Genomic DNA, 15,170 nt, shown 5'->3' on the forward strand with positions numbered 1-15,170 from the left:
AGCCTAGTGTAATTCATTAAAAATAGAGTGCATCAAACGCTTTTTATCGTTAATGCTTTCCTCTAAAGATATCATGGTTTCTGTTCTGTAAATACCTTCAATATCATCTATTTTAAAGATAATTTCTTTAGCATGAGTGGTACTCTTTGCGCGAATTTTACAAAATATATTAAACTTTCCTGTTGTGATGTGCGCAACAGTTACATGAGGGATTTCTTTAATACGTTGCAAAACAAATTTAGTTTGTGATGTGTTTTGAAGAAATATTCCAACGTATGCAATAAAAGTATAGTCAAGCTTTTGGTAGTCCAAAGTCAATGATGATCCTTTTATAATTTTAGCATCTTCCATTTTCTTTACTCTGACGTGAACAGTGCCAGCTGATATGAGTAATTTTTTTGCAATATCTGTAAATGGAATACGCGTATTATCAATAAGCATATTAAGGATTTGGTGATCAATTTCATCTAATTTGAACTTTGCCATATTAATATTTTATAAGTTATTATGATTAAAAGGGCAAAAATAATAAATAAAATGCATTAGAAAAGTATTAATGGTAAAAAATATTTAACAAAACGTTAATTTTAATGTCTTTTAGTAAAAATATCACAAAATCCTATGCCTAACAATTCCCTAGCCTCAGCAGATGAATCGAGTGAACGACTTTGTAAATCTATGGTGCGGTGTCCAAAATAAGCTGACAAATCCCCTTTGCTTATGAGTTTTGGTGTAAATAATATTTTACCATCTTCAAGAGCTTCTTCATATCTTACTCCAACATCAATGTTTATCTTATGCTCATTTTCCAGTACTGCAACATTTTTGAGGAGGATATCAAAAAATAGTTTACCGTTTTCAGGTATCGCCCAGTAGCTACTGTAATCATTTTCAGAAAAATCACTTGAGCCAATTAAAGACAGAGCTTTTAAAATTGAAATTGCTATTAATTTTCGGGTTTCTTCTCTATTGTAGTCATTTTGGTAATGCCCTGCTTCAAATAAAACTGTAGCCACATTCTGTGCTTGAAAGTAATCTCCGACACAATTTATGTTAAACGCATCATCAAAACGCCCCACTTGACCTGGCACCAACTGTTGTAATACTTTGTTCATTTGATGAATTAAAGACATTGCGCGCAATCTGTTTGCGCTCAAAGAGCAAGAATCGTCTTGTGCTGGTGAAAGAAAACTGACAGTTGCTGGCTTGTTGCTCTGCCCTACACTAAAAAGTGTCCTTTGGTCGTGCATATTGAATCCAAAATCAGGCCGAAACGAATCAAATACCCAACGTAAAACCTTACTTTCTTTCTGGGTTAAGTTAACGGCATCTCTGTTTAAATCTACATTATTAGCATTGTGCCGCGTATAAGCTGCTGCACCATCAGGATTAAGAATAGGAATAATTAAGAGAGCGCACTTTGTCAATATAGGTTGGTAGTCCTTGTCATCTAAAAAATTAAATACATCAAACAAGGCCTTTGTACATGTTGATTCATTGCCATGCATCTGCGACCAAATCATAACTTTAGTTGTACCGGTTCCAACACGCAGTCCGTAAATAGGACGCTGTTGTTCTGAATATCCTAATGTCTCTACACTAAATGCTTTAGGAAGAGTTTTAATCAATTGTAAAATTGAATCATTTGTTATGTATCTGCCCTTAAGGCTAGTAGCTTTTAAGTGGCTGTAATTTGAAACCAAATCTTCAAGTGACTGCATCGCTTATCTGTATTGAGTACAAATGTAAACATTATGTTTTTTACATGTGTAAACAACATAAAAACTTATTTTTGTTTACAAATGTGTACGGTTTTGACAGGATTTATTAATACTAAAATCTAAATTTCATAAATTAGTATTAAAATACTGTAAATCAGTATTTTAAATGTATTTAAATAAAGTGATTATTAAATAATTTAATGTTTTAAAAGATAGCTTTTTAATCAAATATTTTACCAATTTACATCTGTGGATAATAATTTTGTATACATTTGTAATCTATGATGAATACTGATGATTTTAGAGCGCGTCTAAGTAAAATTATGTCCTATTATGGATTGTCAGCTTCTGCATTTGCCGAATTAATTCAAGTGCAAAAATCCAGTATTTCTCATGTGCTCAGTGGTCGAAATAAACCCAGTCTAGATTTTATACTGAAGCTCAATGCGGCTTTTCCGGACCTTAGCTTGTATTGGCTCCTCAATGGTGCTGGTGAGATGATATCTATAACCCCTACTCCAATATCATCAGCCCCAACATCAAAAACTAATATACAGCACACTGAAGCTAAAAATGAGCCTGAAGCAGATAGTTCCAAGGCAATAGACCGTATAGTGATTTTTTATAAAGACGGGACTTTTGGGAGCTACGGAGATAAATTATTGAAGTAATTCTTATTTAGTTTTGTATTTTTGTTCTATGAACTATACTTATTTGCTGTTCTCCCTTTTGCTGTGTTCTTGCTACTCAATAGAACGTGACTGTACTTCATTCAAAACAGGTAATTTCGAAAGCAGCATTCTAATAGATGGAAAAACTTTTGTTTCTAAATTCTCTAGGACTAAAAATATTCAAATTGAATATTTTAACTCCAAAACAGATACAGCCTCAGTGCGATGGATCAATGATTGTGAAATGATTTTCAAAACTCTTAATCCAAAAAACAGAGCAGAACAAAAAGATGTACATCTTAAAATCCTTAGCACAACAAAAGATGCTTACACATTTGAATATGGGTATGTGGGTAGCTCGATTAAACAAAAAGGCAGAGCTAAACGAATAGACTAAAACAAAGTAATTTGTCCTTCCTCAGGATCTGTTGAACCCGATGATAAATCATCCGACCGTTGCACTTCTTCATCTTGTGTGGGAGGTAAAGTTTCTTCAAGGGTCTTCTGTTGTTGTAAATGGGCTTCAACTGAAATTTCTACTTCATCAACAACTTCTAACTCATCTGCAGGAATTGCTTCAGGTGCTTGAAATGGCAACGGCTCCAATAAGTCAATTTGGTTTACTTTTTGACGGGATAATTGATTTCCTTGTGCAGAAATACCTTTCACGTCTATAAATTGTGCAATATTAATTTTTTGATTTGGTTTTCGATCTTTTCCCCTGTCCTTGGCGAATGTAAGCTCTGCCATTGGACGCCAATCTGTACTTACAATTTCTAAGGCACTGGAGGCATGGGCAGAAATAAAAACTTCTTCTTTACTTTCATTTTCAATCAGAAAACGCTTTACAAAGTACTTTTCTTTGGCTCCATCATAATAAATAGCAGATATTGGTTTGGAAGGTATCCATTTTTCGAGCACAATCATATCATCACTAAAATGCGTTGTGATTTCTGGGACAATTGTTTTAATCAGCCCAGACTGTGTAATTACCAATAAGCGGTCCTCACCTCTAAACTCACCTATCAAATCGCCACGACCATCAACATTCAAACGTTGTATAGTATCGTCAAACCAAATCTTACGAGGTTTGAGGGTGCTCATCCCCTTTTCTTTTAATTCGATGCGCTTAACAGCGTGCTTAGTTACAATATTTCCTTTACTAGCACGCCCCTTGATAGAGATATCTGAAAAGTCAACATCCCATTTCAATTTTTTAATACTGCCTACTTGACGTAATAAAACAGAAACAATTTCAGCCTCACCATTTGGATTTGCCGAAAAGTACAGCACATTTGTTTGTGGCTTTCCTTTAGTTAGGTCATATTCTCGATCACGGGTAATTGAAGTCACTGCAAAGCGCTTTATATACGATGCACCACCTTTACCATCCTTGTAAATCATATTATATATAGTCCGCGTGTCTTTCTTCTTGAATACCGACACATGAATGATATTTTTACCCACAAAAGTTTTGGTATCTACTTTGGTGACCATCATTTTTCCAGCTTTTGTAAACACAATAATATCATCAATATCACTGCAGTCACAGACGTATTCCTCTCGGCGCATCCCTGTTCCTACAAAACCTTCTTCTCTATTTACGTAAAGCTTCGTGTTTCTGATCACAACTTTAGTTGCATCTACATCAGCAAAAACTTTAATTTCAGTTTTTCGTTCCTTCCCCTTGCCATAATCGGCTTTCAAGCGCTTGAAGTAAGCAATTGCATAATCGATGATTGTGGCTAAATATCCTTTAGTTTCTTCAATTTGATCTTCTAAAGCTTCAATTTTTTGCTGAGCTTTATCAATGTCAAACTTTGAAATTCTTTTAATTCTAATTTCTGTAAGCCGAGTAATATCATCTGTTGTAATGGCACGCTTAAGGTGTTGAATATAAGGTTGTAGTCCTTTGTCAATTGCTGAAATAACTCCTTCCCATGTTTCTTCATCTTCTATGTCGCGATAAATTCTATTTTCGATGAATATACGTTCTAAAGATGCAAAGTGCCACTGCTCCTCCAATTCATTGAGTCTAATTTCTAGCTCTAGCTTTAATAACTCTACCGTAAGATTGGTCGAATGGCGTAGCATTTCCGACACCCCAACGAACAAAGGCTTATTGTCTTCTATGACACAACCTAAAGGCGATATCGATGTCTCACAATTAGTGAATGCAAACAAAGCATCTATTGTTTTGTCTGGTGAAATACCAGATGGTAAATGAATGAGAATCTCAACTTCAGCTGCTGTATTATCCTCAATTTTTTTGATTTTTATTTTACCTTTATCATTAGCTTTGAGGATGGAATCGATCAAGGAAGATGTAGTTGTCCCAAACGGAACCTCGGTAATGACAAGTGTGTTTTTATTCAACTGTCCAATACGGGCTCTACAACGAACTTTACCTCCACGTAGGCCGTCATTATAATTTGAAAAATCCGCTATTCCTCCAGTAGCAAAATCAGGAACTATGGTAAAGCGCTTTCCTTGTAAGTGCTTGATTGAAGCCTCTATAAGTTCAATAAAGTTATGCGGTAAAACTTTCGTTGAAAGGCCAACCGCAATACCTTCAGCACCTTGTGCCAAAAGCAATGGGAATTTTACGGGTAAATTGATGGGCTCTTTACGGCGACCATCGTAAGAGGCCTGCCATTCTGTAGTTTTTGGATTAAAAACAACATCAAGTGCAAATTTTGAAAGACGAGCTTCGATGTATCGCGAAGCTGCAGCTCTATCACCAGTCAAAATATTTCCCCAGTTTCCTTGTGTGTCAATTAATAAATCTTTTTGGCCGATTTGAACCATGGCATCAGCTATACTGGCGTCTCCATGAGGATGGTATTGCATCGTGTGTCCAACGATGTTAGCCACTTTATTGTAGCGCCCATCATCAAGATCTTTCATGGAATGTAAAATACGGCGTTGAACAGGTTTAAATCCATCTTCAATCGCAGGTACAGCACGTTCTAAGATCACATAAGAAGCATAATCCAAAAACCAGTCTTTATACATCCCTGTGACCCTAGTAATGGTTTCTTGTCCTTGTGTATGATCTTCTTCTGGTATATGTCCTTGATCTTCAATCATCTAGGATGGATTTACGGGCTCAATAAGGTCTAATTCGACCTTGAGGTTATCAATAATAAATTTCTGACGTTCAGGGGTGTTTTTACCCATGTAAAATGACAACAACTCACTTATGGACTTATCTGTATCTAACATCACAGGGTCCAAACGAATATCTTCACCAATAAAATATTTAAACTCATTTGGAGAAATTTCACCTAAGCCTTTGAATCGAGTAATCTCGGGTTTTGGTCTTAGCTTTTGAATCGCGTCTACACGCTCTTGTTCGGAATAACAGTAAATGGTTTCTTTTTTATTACGTACCCTAAAAAGTGGCGTTTGTAAAATATACAAATGCCCTTCTTTTATAAGTTCAGGGAAAAACTGTAAAAAGAATGTAATTAACAGTAGCCGAATATGCATACCATCAACGTCAGCATCAGTAGCTATGACGATATTGTTGTAACGCAAATCTTCTATTGATTCTTCGATATTTAGGGCTGCTTGTAGTAAATTAAACTCCTCATTTTCATAAACAATTTTTTTGGTTAAACCATAGCAGTTAAGTGGTTTTCCCTTTAAGCTAAATACAGCTTGAGTATTCACATCTCGTGATTTTGTGATGCTTCCCGATGCTGAATCACCCTCAGTAATGAAGAGCGTTGTTTCTAAGTTTCTATTGTTTTTTGCATCGCCGAAATGTACGCGGCAGTCGCGTAATTTTTTATTGTGTAAGCTCGCTTTTTTAGCGCGTTCTTTAGCTATTTTACGAATTCCTGAGAGCTCCTTGCGTTCGCGCTCTGCTTGCAAAATTTTTCGCTGAATTGCTTCCGCAGTATCAGGGTTCTTGTGTAGGTAATTGTCGAGTTGTGTTTTAACAAAATCGTTGATAAATGTTCGCACGGTAGGCAGTCCACCACCCATATCCGTTGACCCTAATTTAGTTTTGGTCTGACTTTCAAAAACGGGCTCCATTACTTTTACAGCAATCGCAGATATGATAGATTTTCTAATGTCAGAAGCATCATAGCTTTTGCCAAAAAAGTCGCGAATGGTTTTTACAAATGCTTCCCTAAAAGCGGCCAAGTGTGTTCCACCTTGAGTTGTATTTTGTCCGTTAACGAAAGAATGATATTCTTCACTGTATTGAGTTTTACTGTGTGTTAGGGCCACTTCAATGTCATCGGCACGAAGATGGATTGTAGGGTAAAGACGATCTTCTTGTTTGGTATTATCTTCAAGTAAATCTTTTAATCCATTTTCACTAAAAAACTTCTCTCCGTTAAAACTTATAGTAAGTCCTGGATTGAGGTATACATAATTTTTGAGCATACGGGCCACATACTCATTTCTATATTTATAATTTTTAAAAATAGAGGGGTCAGGAACGAATGAGACCTTTGTGCCTTTTCGGCGTGTAGTGTCCTCCAAAATTTCTTCTTGAGTCAATACCCCAGATTCAAATTCAGCTGAGGCAGACTTTCCGTCTCGATTAGATTCGACACGAAAATAAGTGGACAAAGCATTGACGGCTTTAGTCCCTACTCCGTTGAGCCCAACAGATTTCTTAAATGCTCTGGAATCGTACTTCCCTCCAGTATTCATTTTAGAAACCACATCGACTACTTTACCTAAGGGTATACCACGACCATAATCCCGTACAATGACTTTATTTCCTTGAATAGAAATCTCGATAGACTTTCCCGCCCCCATGACGAATTCGTCTATAGAGTTGTCTAAGACCTCTTTAAGTAGAATGTATATTCCATCATCAGCAGAGGAACCATCACCTAGTTTACCAATATACATACCCGGACGCATACGGATATGCTCCTTCCAATCGAGGGATCTAATGTTATCTTCTGTATAGCTGGTATTTTGGGCCATAAAAATTGGTCAGATGAAGTGCTAATATAGCACAACGATTTAAAAAATGAAACCTTTAAAACACAAAATAATTAACAAAAAAAAAGAAGTATTGTTGAGAACATTTTATGTTCAAAAAGAAAGAAATTTTCTTAAACATTAAACAAGAAATGAACCACATCTCCATCCTTGACGACATAGTTTTTTCCTTCTACACGCATTTTCCCAGCCTCCTTAACCTTTAATTCACTTCCAAAATCAACATAGTCATTGTAAGCAATAACTTCGGCACGAATAAATCCTTTTTCAAAATCAGTATGAATAACTCCAGCAGCTTGCGGCGCAGAGGCACCAATAGGAATGGTCCAAGCGCGAACCTCTTTGACCCCAGCAGTAAAATAGGTTTGAAGACTCAAAAGTTTATAGGCCGATCGAATAAGCTTAGCTGAACCTGGCTCTTCTAAACCAATATCTTGTAAAAAGAGTTGACGTTCTTCAAAATCGTCAAGCTCATTAATATCTGCTTCGGTACCAACAGCCAAGACTAGAACTTCTGCTTGTTCTGATGATGTAGCTGATTTAACTTGATCGACATAAGCATTGCCATTGACCGCGGCATTTTCGTCTACATTACATACGTACAGCACAGGCTTTGCTGTAATAAATTGCAATGGTTTAATATAAAGCTCAAAATCATCATCAGATACTTCTAGACTGCGCACAGATTTTCCTGCTTCTAGATGTGCTTTTATTTGCTCTAAAACAGCCGCTTCTTTTTGTGCTTCCTTATTTCCTGTCTTTGCTGTACGCTTTACTTTTTCTAGTTTTTTTTCAACGGTTTCTAAATCTTTGAGTTGTAGTTCCGTATCTATTGTGTCTTTATCCCTAATCGGATCCACACTACCATCGACGTGAACAATATTATCATTGTCAAAACAACGCAATACATGTAAAATTGCATCAGTTTCACGAATATTAGCCAGGAATTGATTACCAAGACCCTCTCCTTTACTCGCCCCTTTAACTAATCCGGCAATATCTACGATCTCAACAGTTGCAGGAATGACTTTTTCTGGATTTACTAAAGACTCTAATTTTGAAAGTCGAGGATCAGGAACATTAACTACGCCTACATTTGGCTCTATGGTGCAAAACGGAAAATTAGCACTTTGCGCTTTGGCATTAGACAAACAATTAAATAGAGTTGATTTACCTACATTGGGCAATCCCACAATTCCAGCTTTCATAGTTTTTTAGATTAGGCTGCAAAAGTAAACAAATGAACGATAAAATGTAAACCCTATTTCTGAATGTTTAAAAAAATATTATTGCTACAAATAGACCTACTATAAATGATCTAATGGGTTTATTTTTATTCTATTTTAACTATTTGCAACATGACTATAAAGCTCGGTTGTTGTTATATTTTTATGTCCCAAAGCAGCTTGTATATATTTAATACTGACTCCATTTTCAAGTTGATGTGTCGCGTATGAGTGACGCAGCATATGCGGCGTAACCTTTTTTTGTATTTTAGCTTTTTGTGCATATTTTTTCACAAACACCTGTATGCTTTTGGGGGAGTAATATTGAGCTTTTTGGCCTTCAAAAACAACTGTTTTGGGTTGATATAATCTATAATAGTGTTCCAAACTCAATAAAAGCGATTTTGGCAAAGCCACTGTTCGGTCCTTTTTGCCTTTCGTATTGCGTATTAAGATGCGCATGTTTCCTGAGTCTATATCTGAAATTTTGAGTGTAATAACTTCTGAAACTCTTAGCCCGCAGCCGTAAAGTAACTTCATAATACACATGTGCTTTAGATTTTCGCAAACATCAATTAAAGCTTTCACTTCTGTAACACTTAGGTGTCTTGGAAGACGTTTTAGTGTTCGCCTTTGATACAATAAAGTCATGTCTAATTTTCTATTGAAATAAAACCCATAGTACTTGTTTATAGCTGAAATAATTTGTCTTTGATAAGTTGGGCTTATTCCTTCTTTGTCGTGCAGTTTGGAAATACAATCTTGGATTTGTCGAATGCTTAGGTGCTTCAAATCTTGGCTGTTAAAGGCCACAAAAAACTTGGATAAAGCATTTTTGTAAGTTTTGATACTGGAAGGCGCATAGCGTTGCTCACGCAACTTTATGACAAAATCTTCCAAAGTGTTGTGTGGATTTGGGAACATCACATTTACTTAGGGATAATTGATATCAGATCAAATTTATATTTATTTTATCGATTTTCAAAACTTTTGATCATCTCATCTAGAACTGACATATGAAAGCTGCAATGATTGGCAGTTAGTTTTCTAGATATACTTACAATAATCGAGTTATTGCACAACATAAAATGTACTTATCGGAGGATGTTGTTGAAATAGAAATTGTGCTAATCGCCGAACCTATTGGGGCATCAAGACATGTGATAGATTTGGGTTAAAAAAAAACCTAAGTGTGTAGTATTTGATATATCATGGGCGCCTATTTAATGATATTCTTTCATAAATAAATAGAAAAAAAAGATTATCAAATAGACGGGACCAAAAAAAGTATCTGCTTAATCCTCGGGATGCATAAAGCGTTGTTTCCCAAGAAGAACTTCTTCTGTCTCAACGTTATTTTCATCTGGTACACAACAATCTACTGGGCATACGGCAGCACATTGTGGCTCTTCGTGAAAACCTTTACATTCTGTACATTTATCAGGAACTATAAAATAATATTCATCACTAACAGGAATTTGTGCTTCATCCGCATCAACTTGTTTGCCATTAGGTAAAATAATTTGCCCTTGTAAACTAGTGCCGTCATTGTAGCGCCAATCGTCCGCACCTTCATATATGGCCGTGTTTGGGCACTCGGGCTCGCATGCTCCGCAATTGATACATTCATCAGTGATTATAATCGCCATAGTCGTTTTTCGATTATTTATTAACTAAATTTGCAACAAAATTAACGCCAAAATTACGGTTTAACAAATTATGAATCATAAAAAAAATATAATAAAAACCTTAGAGCATTTGGGGGTATTTTTAGGACAATTCACATCTGTAGAGCCAAAAAAGTCAAAAGAAGCCCTACACAATGATTTATTTTTCGATGGATTCAAACAGCAGTTAAAATTAGCTCAAGAATACAATGGCTGGTTTACTAAAGCAAACCTAATTTTTGCAATTCAACAATGGTATAATCTTCTACAGAAAAAAATACTTGAGCAATGGCTTAGCGCCTACAAATTACCAGTGCAACATCCCAAAAAAGTAGCCATTATCATGGCGGGTAATATCCCTTTAGTAGGCTTTCACGACTTTATCTCTGCTTTAGTGTCAGGACACAACATCGTAATAAAACAGTCATCAAATGATAAGCATTTATTGCCTTACTTGGTATCTTATGTACAGCATCTAGCACCAAATCTTAAAGGGAAAATAAAATTCACTAACAATAAATTAGAGGATTTTGATGCAGTCATTGCTACTGGTAGTAACAATACAGCACGTTATTTTGAAGCTTATTTTAAAGACTACCCGGCTATTGTACGAAAAAATAGAAATTCAGTAGCAATTCTCACAGGAAAAGAGTCAAAAGAACAGCTAACTGGACTTGCTGAAGACATTTTTAGATACTATGGGTTGGGTTGTCGTAGTGTATCCAAATTATTTGTTCCGAAAGATTATGATTTTGATGGATTTTTTAATGCAATTTACGAATGGCATCCTATCATGAATAGTGCTAAATATGCCAATAACTACGATTACAATAAAGCTGTTTATTTGATGAGTGAATTTAATTTACTCGAAAATGGTTTTTTAATGTTGAAAGAAGATCCACACTACGGCTCTCCTATTGCTACTTTATTTTATGAATTTTATGAAAATTTGGAAACATTAAAAGAAAGATTGAAAAACGACAACAAATACATACAATGCATTGTTTCAGAAGGGTTATTAACTAAAGAAATTCCATTTGGCCACACACAATGCCCTAGTTTAGGTGATTATGCAGACAATGTAGACACTGTTGATTTCCTGTTGAAAATATAACATAACATTATCAATTTTTTTGCAGTTTTATCAATAATTAATTCAGACCTTTACGGCTTAATTTTTTAATGGCTAACACCTACACAATGAAACGACACAATTTTAGCGCAGGACCTTGCGTACTCCCACAAGAAGTTTTGGCTAAATCTGCTCAGGCAGTTTTAGATTTTGACAACGGCCTTTCACTTGTTGAGATATCACACCGCAGCAAAGCGTTTGTAGATGTAATGGAACATGCACGTGCGCTAGCATTAGAACTTTTGGGTCTTGAAGGCATGGGTTACAAAGCGCTTTTTTTGCAAGGTGGTGCTAGTACCCAGTTTTTGGCTGTTGCGCTCAATTTACTAGAAAAACGCGCAGCTTATCTCAACACAGGGACATGGAGCGACAAAGCCATAAAGGAAGCTCAAATTTTCGATGATGTTACTGAAGTAGCCTCATCCAAAGATGCCAACTACAACTATATACCTAAGGGATACGATATTCCCTCAGATCATGATTACTTTCACTGTACCTCGAACAATACAATATTTGGAACCCAAATAAAGGATTTTCCTGAATGTGATATCCCAATGGTTTGTGATATGAGCAGCGATATTTTTTCAAGAACTATAGATTTCTCAAAATTTGACTTAATTTATGCAGGGGCTCAAAAAAATATGGGGCCTGCAGGAACAACTTTAGTTGTTGTCCGTGAGGATGTTTTAGGAAAAGTATCTAGGAAAATACCTTCAATGATGGATTATAAAGTGCATATCAGCAAAGGCAGCATGTTCAATACGCCCCCAGTATTTCCTGTCTACACGTCAATGCTTAACCTTGAGTGGTTGAAAAATAAAGGAGGTATTGCTGCTATTGAAAAAGAAAATGAAAAGAAAGCACAGCTCATTTATTCAGAGATCGACTTAAATCCTTTATTTGACGGATTTGCGGCTAAGGCCGATCGTTCAACAATGAATGCAACATTCACATTGGCTAACGACGATTTGAAAGACTCTTTTGATAGTATGTGTTTGGAAGCTGGAATCAATGGTTTAAATGGACACCGAAGTGTTGGGGGATACAGAGCTTCAATGTACAATGCACTAACTCTCGAAAGTGTACAGGTTTTAGTGGAAATAATGAGTGAATTAGAACGAAAAGCATAAATACGTATGAAAATATTAGCAAATGACGGTATTTCAAAAAATGGCGTTGAAGAATTAGAGGCTGCTGGCTTTGAAGTTAGCACTGTAACTGTAGCCCAAGAGCAGTTAGAAAATTACATCAATAACGAAGGAATTGTAGCACTGTTGGTGCGCAGTGCAACTACTGTGCGCAAAGATTTAATTGACGCATGCCCTAGTTTGAAAATTATCGGTCGTGGCGGAGTTGGCATGGATAATATTGATGTGGAATACGCTCGCGGAAAAGGTTTACATGTCATCAATACACCTGCTGCTTCTTCAGAGTCGGTAGCAGAACTTGTTTTTGCGCACCTTTTCTCTGGTGTGCGTTATTTGTATGATGCCAATCGTAACATGCCGCTTGATGGAGATTCAAAGTTTAAATCTCTCAAAAAAGCATACGCCAAAGGAACTGAGTTGCGCGGAAAAACATTAGGCGTAATTGGCTTTGGTCGTATAGGTCAGGCTACAGCAAAAATTGGTTTAGGGTTGGGAATGAAAGTAATTGCACATGATCCATTTATGGACAAAGCATCTGTAACTGTCCCTTTCTTTGATGGACAATCTCTAACTTTTGATATCGAAATTCAAACTAAAGAAGCGGTATTGAAGCAGGCCGATTTCCTAAGCTTACATGTTCCTGCACAAAAGGATTTTGTGATAGGAACAGCCGAATTAGAGCTCATGAAAGACGGTGCAGGCTTGGTCAATGCTGCACGAGGAGGCGTTGTAGACGAAGTCGCAATGGTTGAAGCACTCAAATCTGGGAAACTGAGTTTTGCCGGAGTTGATACCTTTGAAAACGAACCAACTCCTGCTGTTCAAGTTTTAATGACTCCTAATGTATCATTAACTCCACACATTGGCGCGGCAACCACACAAGCACAAGAACGCATTGGTTCAGAGTTGGCCTCACAAATTATTTCCATATTGAAATAAATAGAATTCATATAATTTTCATTAAACCCAAGCTTTAGTCTTGGGTTTTTTTTGGCATTTTTGAAAAAACAGATTTAACACACAAATTAAAATTTCATGAACTTTTTTTTATATATTTATTGAGGTTAATAAATTAAATACTGCCCAAATCATGCAAATACAAATCAAAAGGAACACCACAAAACACCATACAAGACATCAATATCTACTGTTGTTTATTTTAAGTATTTTAATCACAACTACTATTGCTTGTGTAAGTGATGAAGACACAACCCCACAAGAACCACCAATTTCTTTACAAAACAGAATTTTACCCTTGGGTGCATCAAGAGTGGAAGGGGCTCGCCCCATATACGAAAGCTTTAGATACGAGTTATGGAAAGAACTAAGGGACAATGACTGGTCATTCGATTTTATTGGAACTCAGTCCGATAATGCTCCCTACCCCACTTATAATGGTGAGGCTTTTGATACAGATCATGAAGGCAGAGGCGGTTGGACTTCAGGACAAATTCTAAATGAACTAGATGAGTGGTTGTCAGATACGGGAAGTCCTGATATTGTGTTATTTAGTTCACCAGGTGGTAATGACATACTAGGTGGCCTTCCCTACGATAATGCCATAGCTAACATCAACAGTATTATAGACTTGCTGCAGGATAACAATCCGAATGTCTCTATTCTTATTGAGCAATTGGCACCCGGTAGATCAGATTTTATGACTACTAATTTCATTACACTATTTGAACAAATGAAGGAAGACGTATTAGATATTGCTACCACCCAAACGACATCAACTTCTAAAGTGATTGCCGTAAATATGTACGAAGGATTCAACGACGACTACTTGGCTGACGATGTACATTATAACCAAGCTGGGGCGGATTTTATAGCTACACGCTACTACAACGCACTGACAAATGTTCTAGAGAATTGATCCTTGTAAAAAAAGAAACAAAGACTTAAATTAAGTCTAATATTTTAAAATTTAACTAAATCCCAGCATTTTTGTTGGGTTTTTTAATTAAATTGTTTTTCCCTAAATCAAAAAATATGTCAAAAATCATGAACCTACATGGGAGTGGTTTAGGAAAATCACTCATCAAAGGCCTGTCCAGCCAAACTGGACAATCAAAATCTAAGACCACTGCTCTATTGAATTTAGCCATTCCTGTCATGCTTCAGGCCATGCAACGCAATTCTGCTACTAAAGAAGGAGCCCTGGGATTATTGAATGCAATTACAAACAAACACGATGGGAGTATTCTAAATAACCTCAACAGTATCTTTTCAGACTCATCTCTAAATGCAGTGAAAAAGATGGAGGTAAAATACTTGGCCATGTATTTGGTAAACGCCAGAAGAATATTCAAAATGCACTAAGCAAACAGTCGGGTGTTAGTAATAATTCAGTAACTAAAGTTCTTAAAATTGCTGCCCCTGTTGTCCTGGGCATTTTGGGAAAACAAAAACGAAATTCATCGGTTAATGACACAAAAGACCTATCTAAAATGATCAGTAACTTGTTAAAGAGCCAATCTAAAAAGCAAAGTTTTTTAGAGGCTATTTTAGATGCTGATGACAACGGCTCAATTATAAATGAATTAGCGGGCAGTATTCTTAAAAAAAACAACAGTGGCATAGGAAATTTACTAAGCAAACTGTTTAACAAAAAATAAATAAAATAAGTAC

Annotated in this window: 15 protein-coding genes; 8 read left to right on the forward strand and 7 right to left on the reverse strand. The window is 36.2% G+C overall.

The window, feature by feature from the left end; all coding sequences use genetic code 11:
• Nucleotides 1–3 precede the first annotated feature (3 nt).
• Both FORMA_RS00080 and FORMA_RS00085 read right to left on the reverse strand, forming a co-directional pair.
• Nucleotides 4–486: an Lrp/AsnC family transcriptional regulator gene (locus FORMA_RS00080; RefSeq protein WP_069673745.1), complete on the reverse strand. Its 483-nt coding sequence runs from the start codon at nt 484–486 to the stop codon at nt 4–6.
• A 101-nt stretch (nt 487–587) separates the two neighbouring features.
• Complete coding sequence (locus tag FORMA_RS00085; RefSeq protein WP_069673746.1) at nt 588–1,721, reverse strand: M14 family zinc carboxypeptidase; 1,134 nt, start codon at nt 1,719–1,721, stop codon at nt 588–590.
• A 281-nt stretch (nt 1,722–2,002) separates the two neighbouring features.
• Between FORMA_RS00085 and FORMA_RS00090 the strand changes: the two genes are divergently transcribed.
• Nucleotides 2,003–2,392, forward strand: a complete 390-nt coding sequence (locus tag FORMA_RS00090; RefSeq protein WP_069673747.1) for a helix-turn-helix domain-containing protein — start codon at nt 2,003–2,005, stop codon at nt 2,390–2,392.
• A 28-nt stretch (nt 2,393–2,420) separates the two neighbouring features.
• Nucleotides 2,421–2,789, forward strand: coding sequence for a DNA topoisomerase IV (locus tag FORMA_RS00095; RefSeq protein ID WP_069673748.1), 369 nt, complete (start codon nt 2,421–2,423; stop codon nt 2,787–2,789).
• Here the strand turns inward: FORMA_RS00095 and FORMA_RS00100 are convergent.
• The 5 genes from FORMA_RS00100 to FORMA_RS00120 form a co-directional block, all read right to left on the reverse strand.
• Nucleotides 2,786–5,482 (reverse strand): DNA gyrase/topoisomerase IV subunit A, encoded by a 2,697-nt coding sequence (locus FORMA_RS00100; RefSeq protein WP_069673749.1) that lies wholly within the window; start codon nt 5,480–5,482, stop codon nt 2,786–2,788. The genes FORMA_RS00095 and FORMA_RS00100 overlap by 4 nt on opposite strands.
• A complete protein-coding gene (locus FORMA_RS00105; protein ID WP_069673750.1) occupies nt 5,483–7,348 on the reverse strand; it encodes a DNA topoisomerase IV subunit B in 1,866 nt (621 codons plus the stop codon).
• A 131-nt stretch (nt 7,349–7,479) separates the two neighbouring features.
• Nucleotides 7,480–8,574 carry a redox-regulated ATPase YchF gene (gene ychF, locus FORMA_RS00110; protein WP_069673751.1) on the reverse strand — a complete coding sequence of 365 codons (1,095 nt, stop codon included), beginning with the start codon at nt 8,572–8,574 and terminating at the stop codon, nt 7,480–7,482.
• 135 nt (nt 8,575–8,709) lie between these two features.
• The gene (locus FORMA_RS00115; RefSeq protein ID WP_069673752.1) at nt 8,710–9,516 is read right to left on the reverse strand and encodes a tyrosine-type recombinase/integrase; all 807 of its coding nucleotides are present in this window, start codon (nt 9,514–9,516) and stop codon (nt 8,710–8,712) included.
• A 371-nt stretch (nt 9,517–9,887) separates the two neighbouring features.
• Nucleotides 9,888–10,241, reverse strand: a complete 354-nt coding sequence (locus tag FORMA_RS00120) for a 4Fe-4S dicluster domain-containing protein (protein ID WP_069673753.1) — start codon at nt 10,239–10,241, stop codon at nt 9,888–9,890.
• Nucleotides 10,242–10,311: 70 nt separating this feature from the next.
• On the opposite strand from FORMA_RS00120, the gene FORMA_RS00125 reads away from it, so the two are divergent.
• The 6 genes from FORMA_RS00125 (at nt 10,312) to FORMA_RS09320 (ending at nt 15,157) form a co-directional block, all read left to right on the forward strand.
• On the forward strand, nt 10,312–11,373 hold the full coding sequence (locus FORMA_RS00125) for an acyl-CoA reductase (RefSeq protein WP_069673754.1): 1,062 nt from the start codon (nt 10,312–10,314) through the stop codon (nt 11,371–11,373).
• Nucleotides 11,374–11,459: 86 nt separating this feature from the next.
• Nucleotides 11,460–12,521 carry a 3-phosphoserine/phosphohydroxythreonine transaminase gene (serC, locus tag FORMA_RS00130; RefSeq protein ID WP_069675379.1) on the forward strand — a complete coding sequence of 354 codons (1,062 nt, stop codon included), beginning with the start codon at nt 11,460–11,462 and terminating at the stop codon, nt 12,519–12,521.
• 6 nt (nt 12,522–12,527) lie between these two features.
• On the forward strand, nt 12,528–13,478 hold the full coding sequence (locus tag FORMA_RS00135) for a D-2-hydroxyacid dehydrogenase (RefSeq protein ID WP_069673755.1): 951 nt from the start codon (nt 12,528–12,530) through the stop codon (nt 13,476–13,478).
• Nucleotides 13,479–13,629: 151 nt separating this feature from the next.
• Nucleotides 13,630–14,415, forward strand: a complete 786-nt coding sequence (locus tag FORMA_RS00140) for a GDSL-type esterase/lipase family protein (protein WP_069673756.1) — start codon at nt 13,630–13,632, stop codon at nt 14,413–14,415.
• A 116-nt stretch (nt 14,416–14,531) separates the two neighbouring features.
• The gene (locus FORMA_RS09160) at nt 14,532–14,861 is read left to right on the forward strand and encodes a DUF937 domain-containing protein (protein WP_157505997.1); all 330 of its coding nucleotides are present in this window, start codon (nt 14,532–14,534) and stop codon (nt 14,859–14,861) included.
• A 74-nt stretch (nt 14,862–14,935) separates the two neighbouring features.
• A complete protein-coding gene (locus FORMA_RS09320) occupies nt 14,936–15,157 on the forward strand; it encodes a hypothetical protein (protein ID WP_197500765.1) in 222 nt (73 codons plus the stop codon).
• The last annotated feature ends 13 nt before the right edge of the window (nt 15,158–15,170 follow it).

This window comes from Formosa sp. Hel3_A1_48 (genome assembly GCF_001735715.1).
Classification (GTDB): Bacteria; Bacteroidota; Bacteroidia; order Flavobacteriales; family Flavobacteriaceae; genus UBA3537.

Bases quoted from the DNA above. Each gene is read 5' to 3' on its own strand.
- FORMA_RS00140 (WP_069673756.1), top strand. From the start codon at position 13,630: ATGCAAATACAAATCAAAAGGAACACCACAAAACACCATACAAGACAT.
- serC (WP_069675379.1), top strand. From the start codon at position 11,460: ATGAAACGACACAATTTTAGCGCAGGACCTTGCGTACTCCCACAAGAA.
- FORMA_RS00090 (WP_069673747.1), top strand. From the start codon at position 2,003: ATGATGAATACTGATGATTTTAGAGCGCGTCTAAGTAAAATTATGTCC.
- ychF (WP_069673751.1), bottom strand. From the start codon at position 8,574: ATGAAAGCTGGAATTGTGGGATTGCCCAATGTAGGTAAATCAACTCTA.
- FORMA_RS00100 (WP_069673749.1), bottom strand. From the start codon at position 5,482: ATGATTGAAGATCAAGGACATATACCAGAAGAAGATCATACACAAGGA.
- FORMA_RS09160 (WP_157505997.1), top strand. From the start codon at position 14,532: ATGTCAAAAATCATGAACCTACATGGGAGTGGTTTAGGAAAATCACTC.
- FORMA_RS00085 (WP_069673746.1), bottom strand. From the start codon at position 1,721: ATGCAGTCACTTGAAGATTTGGTTTCAAATTACAGCCACTTAAAAGCT.
- FORMA_RS00115 (WP_069673752.1), bottom strand. From the start codon at position 9,516: ATGTTCCCAAATCCACACAACACTTTGGAAGATTTTGTCATAAAGTTG.
- FORMA_RS00135 (WP_069673755.1), top strand. From the start codon at position 12,528: ATGAAAATATTAGCAAATGACGGTATTTCAAAAAATGGCGTTGAAGAA.
- FORMA_RS00120 (WP_069673753.1), bottom strand. From the start codon at position 10,241: ATGGCGATTATAATCACTGATGAATGTATCAATTGCGGAGCATGCGAG.
- FORMA_RS00080 (WP_069673745.1), bottom strand. From the start codon at position 486: ATGGCAAAGTTCAAATTAGATGAAATTGATCACCAAATCCTTAATATG.
- FORMA_RS00095 (WP_069673748.1), top strand. From the start codon at position 2,421: ATGAACTATACTTATTTGCTGTTCTCCCTTTTGCTGTGTTCTTGCTAC.
- FORMA_RS00125 (WP_069673754.1), top strand. From the start codon at position 10,312: ATGAATCATAAAAAAAATATAATAAAAACCTTAGAGCATTTGGGGGTA.
- FORMA_RS00105 (WP_069673750.1), bottom strand. From the start codon at position 7,348: ATGGCCCAAAATACCAGCTATACAGAAGATAACATTAGATCCCTCGAT.